We start from the raw sequence: 22,630 nt of genomic DNA on the forward strand, positions 1-22,630 counted from the left end.
CGCATCAACTCACCATCCCAACGGAACAAAACGGAGCTCCCCATGCACATCGCCAGGTACGCGTTGGACGACTGCGTCCACTATGGAATCGTCGAGAACGAGGCGTCGATCGTTCGATTGGAGGGCTCGCCGCTCGACGGCCTGAAGCGCAGCGGCGCCATCGATGCGCTCGCAGCCGTGCGCCTTCTCGCACCCATCGAGCGGCCCCGCGTGTTCGGGCTCGGCTACAACTACGTCGCGCATTCCAAGGAGGTCGGGAAGGCGGTCCCGCAATTGCCGGTGCTGTTCATGAAGCCGAGCACGAGCGTCATCGGTCCGCAGGAGTCGATCGTCTATCCCGACGATGGACAGAACATCCATTTCGAGGGCGAGCTCACCGTCGTCATCGGCACGCAGGCGCGCCATGTGTCCGAGGCGAACGCGCTCAACCACGTGTTCGGCTACACCTGCGGCAACGACGTGAGCGACCGGGTGCTGCAGCGCCGCGAAAGCGAGTTCGGCTGTCTGCTGGCGGGCAAGGGCTACGACACCTTCGCGCCGATGGGACCGCTGATCGCCACCGGATTGGACCCTGCCAGGCTCAGGATCGTCACGCGGGTCAACGGCACAGTGCGCCAGGACGGCACGACCTCGGACCTCCTCTTCTCGGTGCCAGCCATCATTTCCTATCTCAGCCGCTACATGACCCTGCTGCCTGGCGACATGATCATGACCGGCACTCCCGCGGGCGTCGGCCCGATCGAGGTGGGCGACACCATCGAAGTCGAGATCGAGGGCATCGGCATCCTGCGCAACGATGTTGTGGCCGAGGATCGCAGCAGCGCGACAAGCGGATCGTGAGCGGTCGGTCCCGGGGCCGGCCGGAAAGCGGGTCGGCCTCTTCATCGCCATTGCCCCGCTGCCAGGGATGACTCAGCGCAGCTGGTCCGCGATCCAGCGCAGGATGAAGTCCGCCACTTCCAGGTTGTTCCTGTCCTGCATCATCATGTGCGAGTTGCCCTTGAGGCCCACATCGGGAAGACGCACCAGGGACGCCCTGCCCCCGTCGACGCGGTTGATCCGCTCGACCACGGCCTTGCGCGCCTCGTAGCGGGGCCGGCCCGTGAACACGGGCGCGTCCAGATGGTCCCCGAACAGTTCCAGCACGGGGACATCCCGATAGGCCGCGATCTGTGCGTCGGTGGGCGCGACCGACTGCGCGCCTTCGATGTTGACGACAGCCTTGACCAGCGCGGGACGCAGGCCGACCAGGGCATCGGCAAAGGGCCCCGCCAGCGAGTGCACGACGACGATCGCGGGCCCGATGTCGTCCAGCAGGGCCGCGAGCGCCTGCGGGGCCGTGCCCATGCCGCCGCCGTCGAGCATGGCCTCGGCGAAGGGCACGCCCTGTGAAGCGAATTTCGGGAATGCTTCGACGGGAAACTGCGTGTCGGGGAACGCGGTACCGTGAGAAGGCCCGAAGCGAAAGAGAGGCCAGGCGAGTTCGGCCGTGACCATCAACACGCTGGCGGGCAATCCGGCGACGCTCTCTCCGGCCTTGGCTGCGTTGATGGCTGTCGCATCGAAGCCGGAGCGTCCGCGCCCGGGCGTGTCGACCACGTAGACGGCATGCCCCTTGCGCGCAAGGTAGGTGGCCCAGCCCTCTCGTCCGTCGGGCGTGGTCTCGTAGCTCATGCCGGTCAACCCGCCGCCATGCACCAGCACGATGGGGATGGCGCTGGTCCTGTTGGCGGGAATGCGGTAGTGCACGTACATCTGGTTGACCGTCACCGTTCCCGGCTTGACCGGGCCGGCCGGCGAGACGCCCGGATGCTTCGAGGTGGCGGGCTTCCCGTTGACGAAGAACATGCCTTCGTCGGCCAGATTCAGGGGGCCGCCGATCGAGGCGGCAGCGGCAGCCCCGATGCACCCGCATCCGAGCACGAGCGCGCAAACTGCGGCGGCGATCTTTCCGTCCATGTGAAGCATGAAGCGTCTCCGTTGTGTTCTGGTGACGCACGCATTAGAGGTCCTCGGGTGGGGCGCGTCCAACGAGGAAAGCCAATGAACTCATTGGCTCCGCTCATTGACGAGCCGTGCGCACCGGCCAGGGTGTGGTCAACGATCGCTCACGGCTGCGCCACAGACCTCCGCCACGAGCGAGCGGAACCTTGATGCGCAGGGTGAGCATGCAGCCGCTCATGCCAGACCAACTTGTAGAGGAGCTTCTCCACCTCGAACGGCAGGTCGCGTGTCACAAGCCTGTTCTTGACCATGAGACCTTCCACGTTTTGTCGCCGAGCTCGAAGCTCATATACAACTCGTCCAGGACCGCAGTATTCGCCCGTCGTGGGACCGCTTGGATTGTCGACATTTTCATCTCCTTGCTACCGAGGTTGAGGAAATTCGGTTCTAGCCAAATGGGTCTCGCTCGGGTAGTCCCCACATAGCATCTACGGCGAAGGCGCGCCCACGCGCGTGCCGGGAACCGACCGCTATCGCAAGCCGCGGCTGTTCGTGGCCAGTCCGCACCGATTGGTTCGTGCTTCGAACGTTCTTCTGAAACTCTTCGGTTCTTCAAGTGCCATTCGCGCAACGAAGCCGACGACGATCAGTACGGCGCTCGCAAGGAAGCGAACCCGCCATCCCCACGAGAGGAACGCAGCGTCGCTCATCGTGAGAGTCGTGAGCAAGAAAGTCGCACTGGAAAGTAAGAATCCAAGCGCTGGTCCGAGCTGTGGGTACATGCCGTAGTACCCGCGCCGACGTACCGGTGCCAACTCCGCCGTCACGACGGTCGCACCGGCCCACTCGCCGCCCATGGCAAGGCCTTGGATGCAGCGCAGAAGCACCAGCAGGATGGCAGGCCACGCCCCAATTTCCTGTGCCGGGGTCCCAGCCTCGGCCTCTTCAAGACTAGCCCGTAGGTGCTCGGCCAAGTCATGCACACAAAGTGGCCGATGCCCCTGCTCAACCCCTTACGCGTTGACGTCGACGACGGTGCGGCCGCGAACCTGTCCCTCGAAGATCCGCCCGACGATGGCGGGCACATCGGCCAGGCCGATGACCTGGGTCGTGCGGGCGAGCTTGGCGAGGTCCAGGTCGCGGGCGAGTCGCGACCATGCCTCGACGCGAACGTGCTGCGGGGCATTGACCGAGTCAATGCCGGCGAGGGTCACGTTGCGCAGGATGAAGGGCAGCACCGATGCCGGAAGATCTAGCCCTTGAGCCAAGCCGCACGCCGTCACCACGCCGCGATATTTCGTTTGCGCCAGCACGTTGGCCAAGGTGTAGCTGCCCACGGAATCCACGGCGCCGGCCCATCTTTCCCTCGCGATGGGCGCGCCTGCTTCCGAGAGGGTCTTGCGATCGAGGATCTCGGCCGCGCCGAGATCGCGAAGGTACTGGCTTTCCTGCAGCCGTCCCGTGGACGCGATGACGCGATAGCCGAGGTCCGACAAAAGCGCGATCGCGATCGAGCCGACGCCGCCATTCGCGCCAGTGACGATGATGTCGCCACGGTCGGGTGTCACCCCGCCATGTTCCAACGCGAGGACCGATAGCATCGCCGTATACCCGGCTGTGCCGATGGCCATCGCATCCCAGGTCGAGAATACGTCCGGGAGCTTGATTACCCACTCGCCCTTGACGCGCGCCCTCTGCGCATAGCCGCCGTGGTGCGTCTGGCTCAACCCCCAGCTGTTGACGACCACCCGGTCCCCGACTGCGATACCGGGATACGACGATGCCTCGACCGTACCCGCCAGGTCGATGCCCGGGATCAGTGGGAACGTCTTGATGACGTCAGCACGGCCGCTGATCGCCAGCGCGTCCTTGTAGTTGACGGTCGAATAGTCGACGGCGATCGACACGTCCCCAGGCATGAGGTCTTGCTCACTCAAGTCGACCACGCGGGTCGAAACCGTGTTGCCGTCTTGGGTGGCGAGTAGTGCTTTGAACGTCATGATGCAGCCTTCAAGTCGAGTTTCAAATCTTTTCGGATTCCCGAGTCCAGCAGCCCGGACGGAGCGAACCTGCGCAGGACGCGCAGGCGGCTGGCAAGGCCCCCGGGGGTGTAGCGCACCTTCGGGTGAGAAGCGGCTGCCGCTTTCAGGACCGCGTCTGCCACCACGGCCGGCTCGTCGGCTGCCGCCATCACCTCGTTCAAGGTTTTGCCCAGAGCCGCTCGCACTTCGCGATATTCATCGAGCTTGGCGTCCGGCTCCGCGAAATTCGCGTCGAACCGCGTCTTGGTATAGGCGGGCTCGATGACCGAAACCCGAATGCCCCGGGTGCGCAGTTCATGGTCGAGCGACTCCGAGTAGCCCTCGACCGCGTGCTTGGTCGCGGCATACAGGGCCCCATAGGGCATCGGCAGGAAACCCAGCACCGAACCGATGTTGATGATGCGGCCTGCGCCCTGCTTGCGCATGTGCGGCACGACGGCACGCGTCATCCGGACGATGCCGAAGAAGTTGGTGTCAAAGATCGAGCGGGCCTGCTCCATCGAGCTCTCTTCCGCGGCAGCAGGGGCAACACCGAAACCGGCGTTGTTCACGAGCAGGTCGATGCGGCCTTCAGTGTGAATCAGTTCCTGCACGGCGGCTTCCACCGATTCATCGCTGGTGACGTCCAGCGCCAGCATCGCGAACGGTTGGCTGCCCGCCTGGCCGCCCCGCCTGCTGGTGCCATAGACCTTGTAGCCCGCGTGGGCGAGCCGCTGGGCAGTAGCTTGGCCGATGCCGGACGACGCACCGGTGACGAGTGCGACCTTGTCTTTCATTATCGGCGTCTCTCAGGCGGGCGTCACGAGATAAATGCCCGGCTCGGCCGAGAGCCCTTGCTTGACCTGGCGTGTCCGCTCGTCGGCCAGCACTTCCTCGGCGCCTGCTTCGATTGCGTCCAGGACGTGGCGCACGACCACGTCGGGCGAGGACTTGGGCATGTCGATCGCGGTTGTCATATCGGTGTCGACGAAGGCGACGTGCATGCCGACTACTTGCGTCTTTTGGGCGCGCAGTTCGTGGCGCAGGCTGTTGGTGAGGCCCCAAGCTGCCGACTTGCTGGCGCCGTAGGTGCCCAGCGCCGGGCGGTTGATCCAGCTCGCGATGGAGAGCACGTTCAGGATCGCGCCACCGCCATTCGCCGCCAGCACCGGCGCGAATGCCTTGCTCAGGCGCAACGGACCGAAGAAATTGGTTTCAAGCTGGGCGCGCGCCGATTCTTCACTTCCGTCTGCGAGAAATCCGCCGAAGTTCGCGATGCCCGCATTGTTGATCAGCAGCGTGACGTCGCCGCAACGCGCCGCGGCAGCGTCAACCTCGGCAGGGTTGGTCACATCGAGTTGGATGGGCTCAACGCCGGCCAGTTTGACGCTCGCCGGGTTTCGGGCGCCGGCGTAGACCTTGCGCGCGCCGCGGGCCAGCGCCTCGCGTGCGAAGGCCAGCCCGATGCCACGGTTGGCGCCAGTGATGAAGACGATGGCGTTGTCGAGTTTCATGGTGAGGTTTCCTGCTGATGGGATAGAGATCAACGAGTTGATATGATCATCATCATATTGGACTGAATGGAAAAGTCCGGACGGGCCGAACTAACATGGGTCAGTGGTGCCGGCGGGTGTCGTACTCGGCAAGCAGCTGCCGGCGCACCGCGGCTAGCAGCGACTTGCCTTCGGCATTGGCGCCAAGGGCGCGCGCCATCTGCAAGGCGCCCACCATCTGGCTCGCGATCGAGGCGGCCGCTTCCGGCTCGACGCCTGGCGGCAATGCCTGCTGCACAGCATCCAGCATCCTTCGGACACTCTGCGCGGCGGCCTTTTGCACTGCCGTCGATTGGCGCGGCATCTCGGACGCGAGCGCGGCGACGGCACAGCCAATTTCGGCGCTCTTCAAGTGGGCCTCGGACAGATAGCCCACGACCAGTTTGTGAAAGGCGCTGATGCCTCGCAGTCGCGCGTCCTGGGCGCTGCTGAGAACGTTCTTGGCGTTCTCGAGCCCTGCGCTCTCGATCGCCTCGACCAGCAACGCATCGCGCGACGGAAAGTGCGCGTAGAAGCCACCATGCGTCAGCCCGGCCTCTTTCATGATGTCGGCGACACCGACACCGGCGAAGCCCTCGCGCCGGATCGCCCGCGCCGCGGCTTCAACGATGCGTTGATGGCTCAACTCCTTGCGGCCGGGTTGGCGGGTCGTGCTCACGGACGGATTCTAGCGTAAAATATGATGCGCATCATATCATCGGCCACACGCCCTGGCGACCGATAGTAGAAGTCGCTCAGCGCCTTGACACGGGGGCCGCGACGGCATACTCTTTATTTAGTAAACGATCGTTAGATAATCCGCCGGCGTTTGGAAAGAGCCGCGACGCAACTGGACAGCAGCGTTCAAGCCTTCATTGACAAGCGCGCCCCGCAATTCCACTCTGAAAGCATCCAAGGACAAGCATCATGAGCAAAGACATCGTCATCAGTTCCCCCGTGCGCAGCGCCATCGCCAGTTTCGGTGGATCGCTCAAGACAACGCCTACAGCCGCACTGGGCGCACATGCCATCGCTGCCACGTTGCGCCGTTCCGGGCTCGACCCGGCCCTGGTGGATTCCGTCGTGATGGGCAACGTCGTGCAAGCCGGCAATGGCATGAACGTGGCCCGGCAGGCGGCAATCCACGGGGGCTTGCCAGTGAACGTACCCGCCATGACCGTGAACCGCGTCTGCGGCTCCGGCGCCCAAGGTGTCGCGACCGCGTATGCGGAAGTGCTCGCCGGCGTTTCGCGCATCGTGATCGCCGGTGGCGTCGAGAACATGGACCGCGCGCCCTACCTTCTGCCCGGCATGCGTTTCGGCGCCCGCATGGGAAATGCCGAGGCCATGGATTCCCTGCTGCTCGACGGATTGAACGACGCGTTCTCCGGCAAGCATTCCGGCTGGCACACGGAGGACCTAGTGCAGAAGTACGGCGTCTCGCGCGAAGCCCAAGACGCTTTTGCGGCGCAAAGTCAGCAGCGGTTCGCGGCGGCGCAAGTGGCGGGATGGTTCCAGGAGGAGATCGAGCCGTTGACGATCAAGGGCAACAAAGGGGCGACGATTTTCGCTTCGGATGAAGGAAACCGCCCGGACACCACGATGGAGACGCTCGCACGCCTCAAGCCCGCGTTCCGCCCCGACGGCACGATCACTGCAGGCAACGCACCGGGCATCAACGGCGGCGCTGCCGCCATGATCGTCTGTGAAAGTTCGGTAGCACGTGAAGCCGGCCTAACGCCGTTGCTCGCCATCCGCAGCGTTGCGGTGGCAGGTGTCGAGCCGGGCTTCTTCGGCTTGGGGCCTTTGCCGGCTATCCGTCAGGCGCTCGACCGCGCGGGGTGGAAGGTGGGCGACGTCGATCGCTACGAGGTCAATGAAGCTTTCGCGTCCATCGCAATCGTGGTTCGCGATGAGCTCAAGATCGACCCATCACGCTTCAACATCGATGGCGGAGCGATCGCCCACGGCCATCCGATCGGCGCCACCGGCGCGATCCTCATCACCAAGGTCGCCCACGCGCTGAAGCGAACGGGTGGCAGCAAGGCGGTGGTGTCGCTGTGCATCGGCGGTGGGCAAGGCATCGCGTTGTGCCTCGAGCGCGTTTGATCATTCGCGTCATCATGGCTAAACGCCTTGCCAAGGAGGTTAGATCGTGAGGAGTCTTTCGTGAGCTTCGAGGCAAACGGCGACCGGGCAGCTTTCCAGCTGCGATTCCGCTCCCTCGCTGGCGAAACGAACGAGTTCACGTGCCCGTGTGACGCGGCGGGTCATGTGGTCATGGACGAGCTGAGCGAACGTGCCCGCAGCAGCTACTTATTTGCCCGCGCGATGGTCGGCCGGCTTTACGCGCCACCGGAGATCACGGCTGAAGTACACCGCGAAGTGGACTTTGCCTGAACAGATCCCCCAATTCCTGACGAGCCAACCATGACCGATAAGCGCGCGCTCTGTTCGGGCTGCGACATCTACTGCCAGGTGCTCGCAGAAACGCCCGAGTCGGGCAAAGTGGGAGGCGCCCGGGTGAATGGGCATGGTTTCCGAACCTGAGCAAATCGATTGTCCTACCAAGGGCCTCTCTCATACGCGCCGACCGTGGCGCTACGGCATCACACACCTCGTTGTCCGTCTTTTCACCCAGTGCGCCGCACGGGTGGCCAAAGGTTGCTCGGGTGCAGGCACCGCGACTTGCTCACTCACCATGCGCGTGCCCCCGTCCTCCGAGGTGTCGAACACCATCAGCTCCCTTGCGCTCGAAAGACTGCATGTCCAGCCCTGCGCCAACACGCCTTGCCGTTCCCGGACAGAACCGCCGCGCGCAATGAAACATCCTGTCTCAGGCTCTCGCCCGCATCGAGCGACTCGGAATACATGGCCGTGTTCAGCGCATTCATCCTATGCGGCCGATTGAGTCTGAGATGGGCGATGCTGTCATCATGGTGACTGCCACGCATTTGCTCATTGTCGCCCTCTCAAAATCGTGTTCCCGCAAGAACTGCAGCGTGCCGACACGAACTCATGCCGTCGGCAGCCTATGCCCCTTGAACTGTTCCCGGATGCGGTTCTTCAAGACCTTGCCCGTGGCACCGATCGGCAGCGCCTCCACAAAGGCGACGTCATCCGGCGTCCACCATTTGGCGATCTTGCCTTCATAGAAGTTGATCAGTTCTTGATTGCTGACTTCGGCGCCAGGCTTCTTGACGACGATCAGCAGGGGGCGTTCGTCCCACTTCGGATGGAACACACCGATGCAAGCCGCCTGTTGCACCGCCGGATGCGCCATCGCGATGTTCTCCAGGTCGATCGAGCCGATCCATTCGCCGCCGGACTTGATCACATCCTTACTGCGGTCGGTAATCTGCATGTACCCATCGGGAGAAATCGTGGCGACATCACCGGTCGGGAACCAGCCATCCTCCTGCACATCGCCGCCTTCGTTCTTGAAGTAGCTGCTGACAATCCAATGACCCTTCACCAGCAGGTTGCCGTAGGTCTTGCCATCCCAAGGAAGTTCCTTTCCGTCGTCACCGACAATCTTCATGTCGACACCGAAAATGACGTTCCCCTGCTTTTCGAGAATGGCCAGTTTCGCTTCTTCCGGCAGGTTCAAGTGGCGGCTCTGCAACGTGCAGGTCGTCCCCAACGGAGACGTTTCCGTCATGCCCCAGCCATGGATGACTTCAACGCCGTATTGATGACGGAAGGTTTTCAACATCGCGGGTGGACATGCGGCGCCGCCGATGACCATCCGGTTGAAGGTGGAGAATCTGAGATTGTTCTCGCCAACGTAGGTCAGCAAGCCGAGCCACACTGTCGGGACTCCGGCGGAAAACGTGACGCCTTCCCGCTCGAGGAGTTCATAGATCGATTCGCCATCCAGCCCGGCACCAGGGAGCACCATCTTGGCGCCGGCCAGCGGCAACGAATAAGGCAAGCCCCACGCATTGACGTGGAACATCGGCACCACCGGCATGACGACGTCGCGTGCAGAGACATTCAATCCATCCGGGATCGTCAATGCATAGGAGTGCAGCACAGTCGAGCGATGCGAGTACAAGACGCCTTTCGGATTGCCGGTCGTCCCTGAGGTGTAGCACAGGCTCGATGCGGAGTTCTCGTCGAACAGCGGCCATTCGTACTGGTCGGAGTTCTGGCCGATCAAGTCTTCGTAGCACAGCAGGTTCTGGATTTTGCTTTGCACCGGCATGCGCTGGCGGTCGCACATCATCACGAAGCCCTTGACCATTGGGCAGTGCACGGCGAAAGTCTCAACCAGCGGTAAGAATGTGATGTCGAAGAACACGTACTGGTCTTCCGCATGGTTGGTGATGTACGCGATCTGTTCGGGGTGCAAGCGTGGATTGATGGTATGCATCACCGCGCCAGAACCGGAAATCGCGTAATACAGCTCCAGATGCCGGTATCCGTTCCATGCCAGGGTGGCGAGGCGGTCACCTGTCTTCACACCCAGACCATCGAGGGCGTTCGCCATCTGGCGCGCGCGCTTGTGGCAATCGCGATAGGTATAGCGGTGGATGTCACCTTCGACGCGACGCGACACGATCTCGTTGCCGCCGAAATAGCGATCAGCGTGTTGAATGATGCTGGAGATGAGCAGGGGCTGGCTCATCATCTGTCCCATGAGGGGACTCTTCGGGTAGTCCGACATCGCTTCGACTACCTCCACATGGCAACAGCCGCCGCCGCGCCGGTGGCCAAGAGAATCCAGAGCCACCTTTTTGCGGGCGACCCGGTCCTGCCCTGAGCTGCGGAACGATCCGTCCCCATGTCCGCCGACGCCTGCAACAACCGGGCCTCGAACGCCGAAAAGAAACTCTTGGCAATCATCGCGGACACGCGTTCGATCATCCGCGGACCCGCGTTGGCCAAGGGGCCCATGACCTGGGCCTGCAGCGCGTAGCGCACGCGCGTGCGCCTGCCCTCTTCGATCAGCGAGATGTTGGCCGAACCATTGGTTCCGCCCTCGCCCACGAACGACAGCTCATACCGGGTCGGGATACTGTGCATGGTGACCTGGATGGTGCTCTTGACGCGCATGCGGAGCGGACCGATCCCCAAAGCGAGCACGGACGCCAGTGCGTCCGCCCGCAGATGATCCAGTGACTCGCATCCGAAGATGCAGGACTTGAGCACTTCGGCGTTGTTCAGTGCATTGAAAGTCGCAAAGATCGGTGCGGGGAAGACCCTCTCTCCGACGAGTCGGATCGGCGTGGCAGCCACGGCCGAACGCGGTCGGGCCTGCGCCGGGGCCTCGACGGAAGCGTTGGGTCGATCCGCCGTCGCCGCAGCCGCCAACGGCTGCACTGCCACCGAGGGTTGCGCGATGGCCGCCGGGGCAAGCGCATGGGCCGATCGGGATGTGGCCAGCGCTTCGGTCTTGCCGAGAACGATTGGCTCCATATCCATCGCGTCGGCGCTTGCCGGTGCCAAACGGGTTTCGAAGGCGGTGAAGAAGTCCTCTGTGATCTTCGCCGCGGCAGCATCGATGAGCCGCGATCCGACCTGGGCCAGGCGGCCGCCCACCTGCGCACGGGCCGTGTAACGCAGGAGCGTCTGATTGCCCTGCTCCGTGAGCGAGACGTCTGCCGATCCCTTGCCAAAACCGGCAATCCCGCCCTGTCCTTCGAAGGACACTACATAGCTGTGCGGCGGCTTCATGTCGCTCAATGTCAGCGTGCCCTTGAAGCGCGCCTTGACAGGGCCTATCTTCAGAGCCACCAGAGCGGCGAGCATGTCCTCTTGCACATGGACCAACGACTCGCAACCCGCAATGGAGGATTTGAGCACCTGAGCGTCATTCAGCGCCGCCCAGGTCGCCTGGATCGGGGCCGGTATCAATTTTTCTCCAACAAGTTCCATACATGCAGCCCAGTGACTCCGAAAGATTGATTGATTGAGCAGCGCAGCTCTACTTGCTGACGTGCATCAGCAGTTCCTTCAGCATGACGTCGAGTTTCGTCGCCACGCTGTTGATACTGGCGTCACCGTACAGCCCAAACATCGAGGAAGGTTTGTCGTATTCGAACACTGCGGTACCGTCGGCACCCTCATACAGGACCACTCGGATAGGTGCGTAGAGACCCGCGGCCAGGTTGTGTTTGTTCATCGAGGCGGCAGTCAGGACATTGCCAATGCCGTAACCCACGGCTTTCCGCGGGCCTCCCTCCAAGGCGAGGGCAAGTCCATGATCCAGCGAGTACAGAATCGACAGTCCCGTGGGCGCGGCCAATTGCTCCAGTTCGGCGCGCGCACCGGCCATGTCTCCCTTTTGGACGAACGGCATCACCCGCTCGATGCGGAACGGACGAATGCGGGATTCAAGCGCGGCCCTCACTTCGTCGAAAGACCGTGTCGAACGGATGCGGATATGTTCCAGCGTCAACGGCCGCACGCTCGCGCGGTCATCGTTATCGGCTTCGGCGGCAAGAGAGTGCCCTGACACAAGCGCGCCGATCCCCAGCACCAGCAGGGCGGATCTCAGCGACTTGATCGCGGTTCTGACTCGAATTGCAAACATGGCCGTCTCCTCGTGTTGTGGATCAATCAGTCGCGACCGCATCAGCCAGCGCACGGCGCAGCATCGTCCGCGCGAGCTGGGTGCGATAGTCGGCGTCAGCGAAGCGGTCTTCCAGGGGGTCGATTCCGTTGAAAGCCAAGCCGAGCAAGCGTTCGGTGTGCTCGGGCTGACCGGCATATCCCGTCAAGGCGGCTTCAGCCAGGTTCGCGCGGAAGGGGTGATCGGCAAGTCCGGTGACCGAGATCCGCCCGCCGCTGCATCGACCGGACTGTACGTCCAGCACGACGGCCACGCCGACAACGGCATAGCCCGAGGCGGGATGGCGGAATTTGCGGTAAGCCACACGCCGGCCTGGAACCACCGGAATGCGCACACGCACGAGGACCTCGTCTAGCCCCAGATCGGTTTCGAACAGGCCCTTGAAGAACGCATTTGCCGCAATTGATCGCGAACCTTGCGGCCCGAAGACATCCATAGTCGCATCGAGCGCCAGCATGGCGGCCGGCCAGTCCGCCGACGGATCGGCGTGCGCCAACGAGCCGCCAAGGGTGCCGCGGTTGCGGACGGTGGGGTCCGCGATCAGGTGAGCCACAGCGGGAATCAGCGGCAACGCCTTGGCCACTTCGGCATCGTGTTCGAGCTCGGCGTGGGTGGTTGCGGCACCGATCACGACCGCTTCGGCGCCGACGCTGATGCCGCGGAGTTCCGCAAGCCCGGCGATATCGATCAGGGTGGCCGGAGCGGCGAGGCGCAGCTTCATCATTGGAAGCAGCGAGTGCCCCCCGCTCATCAACTTGGCGCCATCGCCGCACCGGGTGAGCTGGTCAAGCGCCTCGGATAGGCTGCCGGGCCGTACGTATTCGAAAGCACTGGGTATCACTTGCTCAGCTCCTCGTTTCGGCGTCTTGCGTGGCGCGGATGGCGCACCACACCTTGGGCGGCGTCAACGGCATGTCGATGTGGGTGATACCGAAGCTCTTGAGCGCATCGCAAACGGCGCTGACGATGACCGTAGGCGCACCCACGCAGCCTGCTTCGCCGATTCCCTTGACGCCCAGGGGATTGACCGGGGTCGGCGTCACCTGGAAGCTGGTTCGCATCGCCGGGACCTGGTCGCTCTTGGGCAAGGCGTAATCAAGCAGTGAACCGGTCAGCAGCTGCCCGGTCTCGTCGTATTCGACGCCTTCGTACAGCGCCTGGCCGATCCCCTGGGCGATGCCGCCGTGCATCTGCCCATGGCACAGCATCGGGTTGATCATGTTGCCGACGTCGTCCACGGCGACGTAGTCGAGAATCTTCACCTCACCCGTTTCGATGTCCACCTCCACCACGGCGGCGTGGCTGCCGAAGGGCGTCACCATCTGTTCGGGTTGGTGGAACACGGTTTCTTCCAGCCCCGGCGCCATGCCCACCGGCAGTCCAGAGGCCACGTACGCCATGCGCGCGACCTGGCCGAAGCCCACGCTGCGCTCCGGCTGGCCAGCAACCCTGAAAGTTCCCTGCGCATAGTTGACTTCATCCGGCTGCACCTTGAGCATGCAAGCGGCGATGCGCCGCGCCTTGGCCAGAACTTTTTCTGCCGCCATGTGGGCCGCGGTGCCACCCACGACCATAGAGCGTGAATTGAAGGTCCCGTGCCCGAAAGGAACCCGGTCGGTATCGCCCTGGACGACATCGATATCACCGACCGGCAGCTGCAGCACGTCGCCGATGATCTGCGCGTAGCTGGTCGCGTGCCCATGTCCCTGCGGCATGGAACCCGAGAAGAGCGTGACCTTGCCGTCGGAATGCACGCGCAGCAGCGCACTTTCCCATCCGCCGCGGTCGAAGCCGAGCATCTTGAGCACGGCCGAACTGCCCATGCCAACCAATTCCATGTAGCAGGTGACGGCAATGCCGATATAGCGACCCTTCGCCCGCAAATCCGCCTGCCGGTGGCGCCATTCGCCGTAGCCGATCTGCTTCACCGCAGCCTCGAGACAACCTTCGTAATTGCCGGTATCCCACAGGAGGAGCGGGTGTCCGTAAGGCCGATAGGGAAACTGGTGCGACCGGATCAGGTTGATGCGACGCAGTTCGACCGGGTCCATGGCCAGTTCGGCCGCGACGGCGTCCATCGTGCGTTCGATGATGTACGAGGCTTCCGGCCGGCCGGCGCCGCGGTAGGCATCCACCGGCGTGGTGTTCGTCGTGACCAGCCGCATTTCCCCATCCAGCGCGGCAATGTCGTAGTTGCCGCAGGCGAAGGACACCGTGTTGATCGTCGGGATGCCGGTGCCCATGTTCGACAGGTAGGCCCCCAGGTTGGCGAACGAACGCAGCTTGATGCCAAGCACGCGGCCGTCCTTCCTCACCGCTGCTTCCACGTACTCGATGTGCGCGCGGCCGTGGGTCGTGGCCGTGTGCGCTTCGCTGCGCGTCTCGGTCCAACCGACCGGCCGCCCGAAGTGTTTCGCCGCGAATGCAACGAGGATCTCCTCGGCGTAGAAGTGCATCTTGCAGCCGAAGCCGCCGCCGATGTCGGGCGCGACAAGATGGATCCTGTGTTCGGGCCAGCCCAGGGTTTCGGCCAGCCAGCGCTTGGACATATGCGGCACCTGCGAGGGCAGGTAGAACGTCAGCCTTTCGTCCGACTTGTCATAGACCGCGCGCACGGCCCGAGGCTCGATCGGACTGGGTATCAGCCGGTTGTTGACGAGCCGCACGCGGACCAGGTGGTCAGCCTGCTCGGCTGCCGCCTCGTAGTCGCCGCCGCCGGCGCGGAAGACGCTGAGAAGGTTGCCGGGCACGTTGTCATGCAATTGCGGCGCGCCTTCCCGCACGGCCAGTTCCTCGTCCACCACGGCGGGCTGCACTTCGTATTCGACGACGATGGCTTCGAGCGCGTCGGCGGCTTGCTGGCGCGTATTGGCGACCACCAGCGCGACCGATTCGCCGACGTAGCGCACTCGCCCATCCGCCAGTGGGGGATGAGCCGGAATATGCACCTCACCCACCACCCAGTTGGGCCGGATATCGCCCACCTTGCCGCGCAGGTCGTCGTAGGTCAGGATGCCCACCACGCCTTCCATGGCCAATGCCGCCGACGTGTCGATTGACTTGATCAGTGCGTGACCGTGCGGCGAGCGCAGCACCATCGCGCAAGTCAGGCCTTCAATGGCAATGTCGTCGGTGAAGCGGCCGCGGCCGGTCAGCAGGCGCGGATCTTCGCGCCGGGTGACAGATTGCCCGACCAGGGTAGCTGGCAGGTCATTCAGCTTACTCATGACAGGCCTTCGGTTGCCGTGGCGGGTCTCTCGGCCGCCTGTTTGCTGCGGCTGGCCACCAGCAGGACCGCACTGACGATGTTCTGGTACCCGGTGCAGCGGCACAGATTGCCGTGCAACGCTTCACGCACTTGCTCTTCGGTGGGGTTCGGGACCCGATCCAGCAGCGCCTGTCCGGCGAAGATCATGCCGGGCGTGCAGAAGCCGCATTGCAGCCCATGCACTTCCATGAAGGCCTGCTGCAGCGGCGTCAGCTCTTTCGGCGTGCCCAGGCCCTCGATCGTGGTGACGTCGTGGCCTTGCGCCTGCACCGCCAGAACCGTGCAGGACTTAGCCGTCTTGCCGTCGATCCGTACCGTGCAGGCCCCACATTGGGATGTGTCGCAACCGATGTGCGTTCCCGTGCCCGCATGGTCCCGCAGAAAATGAACCAGCAACTCGCGCGATTCGACCTCGGCAGTCACGGGTGCTCCGTTGACTGCGACAGTCACTTTTTGCGGTGTCATTGCATCTCCTTGAAAATTTGCGCCTTGCACTCGCCGAACCCGATGGGTCGGTAACCTTCTCGGTGGCACATGCCGTGCAGCCACACGATGTCCCCGTCTTCCAGGAAGAGGCGTGTTTCTCCCGAGGGCAGCCGCAGAGGGGTCTTCCCTCCGGCATTGAATTCGACGAGGCAGCCGCTGTTCTCGCGATCCGCACCGGAGACTGTCCCGCTGGACAACAAGTCTCCTGTCTGCAGATTGCAGCCGTTGCTCGTCTGATGTGTGAGCATTTGCGTCAGCGTCCAATATTGGTCTTCGAATCGGGGCCGCGAGAGCACGACCGGGTCCAAGCCCTTTTCTCGCATGACGGGCGTCTGCAACAGGACCTGCAGAGAGATCGAGATGCCTCCTACTGCCGCATGGGTTGGCGACGTCAGTGCGGCCGGCAGTGCCGGCTCACCTTCGGCACGTGTCGGCGCGGCCACACGGAATGGCGCGAGCGCCTCCAGCGTGACGACCCAGGGTGACACCGTCGTCATGAAGCTCTTGGCCAAGAACGGGCCCAGCGGGTAACTCTCCCAGATCTGGATATCGCGCGCCGACCAGTCATTGACGAGGCACAAGCCGAACATGTGGTTCTCGGCGTCGTCGATTGAGATCGCGGCGCCCAGGGCGTTTCCGCCTCCCACAAAGCATCCGACCTCGAGTTCGAAGTCGAGCCACCGCGCTGGCACATAGCCCTGACCCGCACCGACCTGCCCGCGCGGCCGTACGCACGGCACCCCACTCACGACCACGCTGGACGCTCGGCCGTGATAGCCGATCGGCATGTGCCTGAAATTCGGCGCCACGGGCATGTCGGGCCGCGACAGCTCCCCGGTGCGGCGGGCATGATGGATCGAGGTGAAGAAGTCCGTGAAGTCCCCGATGCGCGCGGGAAGATGCATGCGCGCGCTGTCCATCGGCACCAGGCAGCGGGCGGCAGCCGCGATGTCGGGATTGCTGGCGTGAAGGAGTTTAAAGACCGCACGCCGCAACGCCAGGCTCGCAGTCCTGCCACTCGACATCAGCGCATTGAGGTTGTCGCTGCGCAGCGCAGCGGACAAGCTGCCGAGACCTGGTAGCAGGCCGCAATCCAGCGCCCCAGTCACATCCAGAATCTGATTCCCTATGGCAGCACCGAGCCTGCCGACCGATGCTCCCAACGGGGAAAAGACCCCTAGCGGAAGATTCTGGATAGGAAACTCGTTGCCGGGCTCGTTGGCACTGCTCACCCAGCTTTGCGCACCCAGGTCGTGCGTGTCGTCGACTTTCGCGGTCATGGCGTTGCTGCCGCCTGCTATGCGGCGATGCCGGCGTCCGCCGTGCTGGCCTCATCCGCTGGTGCTGTTGAGGCAGCCAGGACGACCGGGCTCTCGAACTGATGCTCGACCAGCATGCCTGCCGCCTTCATCGCATCGATCTCCTGCGCGCTCATGCCGAGGCCGGCGAACACTTCGGCATTGTGCTCGCCGCGGAAAGCGGGCAAGCCAGGCGCATCCAACGAGTCCTCCGAGAACCGCCACGGACGGCCGTGCAGGCGGTAAGTGCCGCCGCGACGGTCCGGCACCTCGTGCACGGCGCCCCAATAGGCCGCCCATTCGGTTTCCGCAAGCTCCTTCATGGAGCGGATTTCGCCCATCGCGATCTTGGATTCGTCCAGCTGGGCGTCCAGCGACTTCATGTCGCGGAACGTCAGCATCCAGGTTTGAACGATCTCGTGCAGGGCATCATAGTTTTGCGCCCGCAGCGCCGCAGTGGCGAAGCGCGGGTCGCTGGCAAGTTCAACCCGGCGCATGGCCATCAGGTACTGGGGAAACGTCAGGCTGCTGACCAGGCTTGCTGGTGTCAGGAAGTGCTCGCCACCGGGGCCCACCCAGAATGCACCATCAGTCGCGCCCAGCACTGCCGGTTCGGCGCCAGTATCGACTCCGGCCAGGTCAACGTGCGCGCGCTCGTTGATTGCCAGCATGACCGCCGCCATGGCGACGTCGATGTACTGGCCGCGGCCTGTCGATTCGCGCCGCCGCACTGCTGCCAGCACGCCAATGGTGGCCTGCAGTCCGGCGTAGACGTCCGCGTGCGACAGTGGGTCCGGCCGCCATCGCTTCAGATTGTCGCCATAGTGGCGCAGGGTATTGTGCGTAAAGCCCGTCTCGGCCTGCACGGTCGGCGCATACGCCATGCGCGACGCCCACGGGCCGCCCTGGCCGTAACCGGAGATCGACACGTAGATCAGGCGCGGATTGCGGCGCGCCAGCGATTCGTAGTCGAGGCCGAAGAACTTGAGCGTGCCGGCGCGAAAGTTCTCGATGAAGATGTCCGCGTCTTCACACAGCTTGAGGATCAGCTCGCGCGCGCCAGGCACGTTCAGGTCGATGCTGACATTGCGTTTGCCGACGTTCTGCTGCGCGTAGTAGCCGGACATCCCATCGTCAAAGGGAAAGGAAAAGCGCGAGACATCGGGCCGAGGCGGTTCAACCTTGACCACCTCGGCCCCCAGATCGGCCAAGGTGCGGGCGCACAGCGGCCCCGCCAGCACGCGGGACAAGTCGACGACCTTCAGGCCCTGCAGTGGTCCGGACATGATCAGCGCCCCTCGAATTTCGTCAAACCGGGACCTTGCGCCAGGAAGGAAGCGAGTCCGGCCTTCAGGTCCTTGGATGCCCAGATCGGCTTTTGCAACTCGGCCATGGCCAGATCGGCTGCCTCGATGCCTTCGTTCGCGGCGATGGCCGCAATCCGCTTGGTCGCCGCGTGGGCAACAGTCGGTCCATTTGCAAGTTCCGTGGCGACGCTCAAGGCGACCGCGTCGAGGCGGTCGTCGGGCACGACCAGATTGATCAGCCCCCAGCGCTCCAGCGTTTCGGCGTCATAGCGGCGACCCAGCATCGACATTTCCTTGGCCCGCGCCAAGCCGATGCGCTGCACCTGCCGCTGAATGCCACCCATGAGCGGGTGCAACCCCAAGGCGCTCTCGACCGAGCCGATCTTTGCCGATGCAGCGGCAACAATGTAGTCGGAGGCCAGCGCCAATTCGACCCCGCCGCCGAGGCAGGCGCCATTGATGCTTGCCACGATGGGGATGGGCAAGGTTTCGAAAGCCTGCAGGACATCCAGCACGCTCAGTTCCGGCTTCTGGACGGAGGTTTTGCCGGTCGTCGCCTCTTCGATCAACGCGTCGAACTGCTTGACGTCAGCGCCAGCGCAGAAGTTTCTCAGGCTGCTCCTCAGGACGACCGCACGCCCCCCCTGGTTGACCGCCTCCCGCATCGCCGCAATCAGGGGGTTGAGCAGCCTTGGGCCCATGAGATTGTGCGGAGCGCAGTTCATCGACAGCACCACCACATTTCCGTGTCGCTCTTTGAGGACAACATCATCATTCATCACATATCTCCTATCTCCGCATCAGTCGATGCGCGTTGATCGTTCTGTACGAAACCGATGGATTGAGGCCCAACTTCGCCTTGCTGCACGACGCATTCGCTTTCCGAATTCAATGAAGGGCGTGGTTGAACATGAGATGGCTACATGTTTCGACATGGCGTTCCGCGCCAGCCGTTCGACGTCCTCGGCCTTCTGGCCATCGGCGGCGATCCAGTCGGCCTTGATGGCCATCGCGCTCAGGTGTTGCTGGGCCTTCTCCAGTTCCTCGGCCCTTCGCGACGAAAGAACGATGGAGGCGCCTTGTTCACCCAGGGCCTCTGCGATCTGCAGACCGATTCCACACGAGCCGCCGGTAATGAGGGCGGTCTTGCCGCTCAGATCGAATGCTTGTTTGATGCTGGCCATGCTGCCTCAGGAGGTCGGTGTCATCTTCAAGACTTCGGGTTTGCCGTCGATGTATCGGCCAAGTTCCCGGCCAAGCGTGCGGTAGTGATCCGTCTTGAGATGGGTGGCTGCGGAACCCGCGTCCTTGTATCGCTCGAGAAAGGCGAAACGGTTTTCGCCTTCCGTAAGCAACTCGTATCCGATCACGCCGGCTTCCTTGCAAGAAGCCTCGACGAGCTGTTTTGCTGTCTGCAGAAAGTGCTCGGAGCTTCCGGGCAGGATGTTGAGTCTGGCGAGCACGACGATCATTTGCATTTTTCCCAAAGTAAGTGAACGGAGCGGCCCGCGATCAGGTGGATTGGTGAAGTGCATCGCCGGGTCCGAGCCCGATGCGCCGAAGTACGGCTCCAGATGGCGACAGCCCCGTCCGGGGGTCTGGCCAGCTGGCCCACCCCGGTGGCAGCCGTTCCAGGCATACCGATGAAAGCTCGAGCAGGGTCGAAATCAAGAACCGTGGGCTTTGCGTCAAACCCAGTGTGGGGCATCCCTACTCGGGTTGAAGCTTGATCAATCGCGCGATGTCCGTCAGGCGTTTGGTTTCAGCTTTGAAATGCTCGTCTGCCTGCGCAGGCGTCATCGGATCCAGAGTGCGGCCAGCTTGGTCGGCCGCGAACTTGGCAAACTCCGGCAACTTGGCGACCGCGTTGATCGCCTGCGCCAGCTTGGCCACCTCCGCGTTGCCCACTTTGCGATCGACGAATACACCGGTCCAGATCTGGTGGTCAAAGCCCTTGATCACCTTGCCCTCGTTGAGGGTCGGCACCTCCGGCAAGCCAGCGGCGCGCTGGGCGGCCGATACCCCGATAGGGTGAACCTTGCCCGTCCTGATCAGGCCCACCGTAGGACCTGAGAGCGGCAGAAAGGCCAAGTCCACTTGCCCGCCAATCAAATCGGGGATGATGGGCGCAACGCCCTTGTAAGGAACCTCGAGGAATCGCACATTCCCCCGATTCTGGAAATCGGCGCCGACGATGTGCGTCGTCGATCCACGGCCCCAGTGGGCGATCGACAGTTCCTTGTTGCCCGGCTGCCGCATATAGGCCAAGAGGTCGTCTACGCCTTTGAACGACAAGCGCGAGGAGCTGACAAGCACGAAGTCAGTGATCAGCAACGGTGAGACCAGCCGCAGTTGGCCCGGCTCGTACTTCGCGGCGGCGATGGCCAAGGGCGCCAGGATCAGGTCCGATGCCGTGTGTCCCAGCAGGTTGTACCCGTCGGCCGGCAAGCCCAGCACTTTCATCACGCCAATGGAACCGCCCGCACCCGGCAGATTGTCGACAACGACCGCTTGGCCGAGTTGCGCCTGAAGCCCTGGCTGCAGCTGCCGGAAACCGGCATCCGCCGGACCGCCGGCTGGGAACGGCACGCGGATGGTGACGGGCATGCTGGGGTACGTTTGAGCCGACGCGGTGAAGGCGGGCAAAAGCATCGCCGCCGCACAAGCCAGCTGGAAAAGGAATTTCGTCATACGTTTGTCTCCGCTTAGGTCTCTGTCTACGAGATGTTGGCGCGGACGCCGCTCAAGCTCGCCGTTTCGTTACGTGGTCAAGTGGGCCCACAGCGTCGGCTGCTCGTGGTTACGATTCAGGTTCGGGCCGCTCCGGGTTATCAGCGCAGAACATCTTGTTTCTGGGGGGATTGTCCGAGCACACCTCCCGGACGAAAAGGTGATTTAATGCCAATATGCAGGTTGTCTCGTGCCACATCTTCAACCACTGGCGACTGTCATGACGGCCGTGCCCAAGCTGACTTTCATCCACCGTCCAGGGGATCGCAATACGCCGCAGCTCAGCCTTTTCGGACTGAAGGCGCTCATCGAAGAAATGGAGAGCCAGGGCGTGACATCACGTGCCTTGCTGCGTGGCACGGGGGTTTGCGCCGAGCAGTTCGACGACTATGCAGCGCTGATCTCCCGGGACCAGCGGCTAGCCATCTATCGCAATGCGCAGCGTCTCGCGAAACGGTCGGATGTGGCGCTGCGCGCGGGGGCTCGGCAACGCATCAGCGATTTCGGCATCTACGGCTATGCCTTGGCCAGCAGCAAGACGCTTGGGGATGCGATGAACCTGAGTTTTCGACACCTTCGGCAAGCTGGACCTGTGCTGCAAATCACATCATGCGTTGAGGGAGGGACAATCAAGATGCGCAGTCATGACCCGGCGTCGCTGGGCGAACTCCTGCCATTCGTTGCGGAATTCTGGCGCAGCTCGAACCATGCCTTCCTCAGCCGGGCGCTGGAGGCGCCGTTTCCTTCCACCCGCATGCTGCTTCCCTACCCTGCGCCGCCCCATTGGCGAGCTTACAGCCAGATGTTCAACTGCCCGGTCGAGTTCGGAGCCGAGACGATGGAGTGGCACTTTCCCGAATCGGCCTGGACGTTGCCGCTGCCGAACGCGAACCCCATGGCGGCCCAGGTTTGCCAGCGCTTCTGCGAGCAGGTCTTGTCGGAGCAACCCCCGGCGTCGGAACTCGCCGACTCCATCAGGGTCATCCTCGTGAATCAGCCCGGGCGTTTCCCAAATATCAATGAGATTGCCGCGCACCTCGGCACGTCGCTGCGCACGCTCAACCGCAGATTGGCCTCAGAGGGACTGTCCTACCAATCGATCATCGACGATGTACGCAGGACGCTTGCCGTGGAATACCTCGAGCGCACTTCGCTCTCGGTCGAGGATGTCTGCGAGCGCGTTGGCTTTTCGGATCCGTCCAACTTTCGCAAGGCGTTCAAGAAGTGGATGGGCAGATCGCCAAGCCATTTCCGCGCCGAGAGTGCCGCGACGGGGGCGTAATCGCACTAAATAGCCAGGGGGCGCCCAACCCCTGGCCGGCCGACTTTCGGCGATCCGGCCACGGCGTCGCTTAGCGACAAGGTGCGCCGGCGATTCAACGCCGAGCGACCCAACCAGCTTTGGGTCACCTCCAACCTGGAGAACGACCGTGCGCCGGCCACGTATTCCCTTTCATAGGCATCGGC

General features: G+C 63.3%; 22 protein-coding genes and 1 pseudogene. 4 read left to right on the plus strand and 19 right to left on the minus strand.

The genetic code is table 11. The annotated features are described in order from the left end of the window. The first annotated feature begins 42 nt into the window (after positions 1-42). Positions 43-840, plus strand: coding sequence for a fumarylacetoacetate hydrolase family protein (locus tag AC3A6X_RS19875; RefSeq protein ID WP_487843808.1), 798 nt, complete (start codon positions 43-45; stop codon positions 838-840). Positions 841-912: 72 nt separating this feature from the next. Here AC3A6X_RS19875 and AC3A6X_RS19880 read toward each other — a convergent pair whose 3' ends face one another. From AC3A6X_RS19880 to AC3A6X_RS19905, 6 genes are all read right to left on the minus strand, one after another. Continuing rightward, positions 913-1,968 (minus strand): lysophospholipase, encoded by a 1,056-nt coding sequence (locus AC3A6X_RS19880; protein ID WP_487843809.1) that lies wholly within the window; start codon positions 1,966-1,968, stop codon positions 913-915. Positions 1,969-2,474: 506 nt separating this feature from the next. Next, complete coding sequence (locus AC3A6X_RS19885) at positions 2,475-2,927, minus strand: MFS transporter (protein WP_487843810.1); 453 nt, start codon at positions 2,925-2,927, stop codon at positions 2,475-2,477. Positions 2,928-2,957: 30 nt separating this feature from the next. Further along, complete coding sequence (acuI, locus tag AC3A6X_RS19890; RefSeq protein ID WP_487843811.1) at positions 2,958-3,944, minus strand: acrylyl-CoA reductase (NADPH); 987 nt, start codon at positions 3,942-3,944, stop codon at positions 2,958-2,960. Further along, positions 3,941-4,762, minus strand: a complete 822-nt coding sequence (locus AC3A6X_RS19895) for an oxidoreductase (protein WP_487843812.1) — start codon at positions 4,760-4,762, stop codon at positions 3,941-3,943. Before AC3A6X_RS19895 ends, acuI begins: the two co-directional genes overlap by 4 nt. Before the next feature lie 12 nt (positions 4,763-4,774). Further along, a complete protein-coding gene (locus tag AC3A6X_RS19900) occupies positions 4,775-5,479 on the minus strand; it encodes an SDR family oxidoreductase (protein ID WP_487843813.1) in 705 nt (234 codons plus the stop codon). 100 nt (positions 5,480-5,579) lie between these two features. Next, positions 5,580-6,176: a TetR/AcrR family transcriptional regulator gene (locus AC3A6X_RS19905; RefSeq protein WP_487843814.1), complete on the minus strand. Its 597-nt coding sequence runs from the start codon at positions 6,174-6,176 to the stop codon at positions 5,580-5,582. Positions 6,177-6,421: 245 nt separating this feature from the next. Here AC3A6X_RS19905 and AC3A6X_RS19910 point away from each other — a divergent pair, with 245 nt between their 5' ends. After that, positions 6,422-7,606 carry a thiolase family protein gene (locus tag AC3A6X_RS19910; protein WP_487844078.1) on the plus strand — a complete coding sequence of 395 codons (1,185 nt, stop codon included), beginning with the start codon at positions 6,422-6,424 and terminating at the stop codon, positions 7,604-7,606. A gap of 60 nt (positions 7,607-7,666) precedes the next feature. Next, a complete protein-coding gene (locus AC3A6X_RS19915) occupies positions 7,667-7,897 on the plus strand; it encodes a hypothetical protein (RefSeq protein ID WP_487843815.1) in 231 nt (76 codons plus the stop codon). Between the two features lie 338 nt (positions 7,898-8,235). Here the strand turns inward: AC3A6X_RS19915 and AC3A6X_RS19920 are convergent, their stop codons facing one another. The 13 genes and pseudogenes from AC3A6X_RS19920 to AC3A6X_RS19980 form a co-directional block, all read right to left on the minus strand. Then, complete coding sequence (locus AC3A6X_RS19920; protein ID WP_487843816.1) at positions 8,236-8,451, minus strand: enoyl-CoA hydratase-related protein; 216 nt, start codon at positions 8,449-8,451, stop codon at positions 8,236-8,238. Between the two features lie 62 nt (positions 8,452-8,513). Further along, complete coding sequence (locus tag AC3A6X_RS19925; protein ID WP_487843817.1) at positions 8,514-10,166, minus strand: 3-(methylthio)propionyl-CoA ligase; 1,653 nt, start codon at positions 10,164-10,166, stop codon at positions 8,514-8,516. An 8-nt stretch (positions 10,167-10,174) separates the two neighbouring features. After that, positions 10,175-11,377 (minus strand): SRPBCC family protein, encoded by a 1,203-nt coding sequence (locus tag AC3A6X_RS19930; RefSeq protein WP_487843818.1) that lies wholly within the window; start codon positions 11,375-11,377, stop codon positions 10,175-10,177. Positions 11,378-11,426: 49 nt separating this feature from the next. Beyond that, positions 11,427-12,035 (minus strand): DUF302 domain-containing protein, encoded by a 609-nt coding sequence (locus tag AC3A6X_RS19935; protein ID WP_487843819.1) that lies wholly within the window; start codon positions 12,033-12,035, stop codon positions 11,427-11,429. Positions 12,036-12,057: 22 nt separating this feature from the next. Then, positions 12,058-12,915, minus strand: a complete 858-nt coding sequence (locus AC3A6X_RS19940) for an FAD binding domain-containing protein (protein WP_487843820.1) — start codon at positions 12,913-12,915, stop codon at positions 12,058-12,060. 4 nt (positions 12,916-12,919) lie between these two features. Continuing rightward, on the minus strand, positions 12,920-15,406 hold the full coding sequence (locus tag AC3A6X_RS19945; RefSeq protein ID WP_487843821.1) for a xanthine dehydrogenase family protein molybdopterin-binding subunit: 2,487 nt from the start codon (positions 15,404-15,406) through the stop codon (positions 12,920-12,922). Continuing rightward, positions 15,298-15,807 carry a (2Fe-2S)-binding protein gene (locus AC3A6X_RS19950; protein WP_487843822.1) on the minus strand — a complete coding sequence of 170 codons (510 nt, stop codon included), beginning with the start codon at positions 15,805-15,807 and terminating at the stop codon, positions 15,298-15,300. The genes AC3A6X_RS19945 and AC3A6X_RS19950 overlap by 109 nt, the downstream gene beginning before the upstream one ends. Next, positions 15,804-17,108 carry a fumarylacetoacetase gene (fahA, locus tag AC3A6X_RS19955; RefSeq protein WP_487843823.1) on the minus strand — a complete coding sequence of 435 codons (1,305 nt, stop codon included), beginning with the start codon at positions 17,106-17,108 and terminating at the stop codon, positions 15,804-15,806. Before fahA ends, AC3A6X_RS19950 begins: the two co-directional genes overlap by 4 nt. 17 nt (positions 17,109-17,125) lie before the next feature. Beyond that, positions 17,126-18,412 carry a CaiB/BaiF CoA transferase family protein gene (locus tag AC3A6X_RS19960; protein ID WP_487843824.1) on the minus strand — a complete coding sequence of 429 codons (1,287 nt, stop codon included), beginning with the start codon at positions 18,410-18,412 and terminating at the stop codon, positions 17,126-17,128. Positions 18,413-18,414: 2 nt separating this feature from the next. Beyond that, the gene (locus AC3A6X_RS19965; protein WP_487843825.1) at positions 18,415-19,212 is read right to left on the minus strand and encodes an enoyl-CoA hydratase/isomerase family protein; all 798 of its coding nucleotides are present in this window, start codon (positions 19,210-19,212) and stop codon (positions 18,415-18,417) included. 135 nt (positions 19,213-19,347) lie between these two features. After that, positions 19,348-19,617 (minus strand): annotated as a pseudogene (locus AC3A6X_RS19970) (SDR family NAD(P)-dependent oxidoreductase); the annotation flags it as partial. A gap of 6 nt (positions 19,618-19,623) precedes the next feature. Next, positions 19,624-19,905 (minus strand): putative quinol monooxygenase, encoded by a 282-nt coding sequence (locus tag AC3A6X_RS19975; RefSeq protein ID WP_487843826.1) that lies wholly within the window; start codon positions 19,903-19,905, stop codon positions 19,624-19,626. Between the two features lie 238 nt (positions 19,906-20,143). Beyond that, complete coding sequence (locus AC3A6X_RS19980; RefSeq protein WP_487843827.1) at positions 20,144-21,124, minus strand: Bug family tripartite tricarboxylate transporter substrate binding protein; 981 nt, start codon at positions 21,122-21,124, stop codon at positions 20,144-20,146. A gap of 259 nt (positions 21,125-21,383) precedes the next feature. Here AC3A6X_RS19980 and AC3A6X_RS19985 point away from each other — a divergent pair, with 259 nt between their 5' ends. Beyond that, positions 21,384-22,445: an AraC family transcriptional regulator gene (locus AC3A6X_RS19985; RefSeq protein WP_487843828.1), complete on the plus strand. Its 1,062-nt coding sequence runs from the start codon at positions 21,384-21,386 to the stop codon at positions 22,443-22,445. Positions 22,446-22,630: the final 185 nt, after the last annotated feature.

This window comes from Variovorax sp. Soil_C_12, assembly GCF_057657375.1.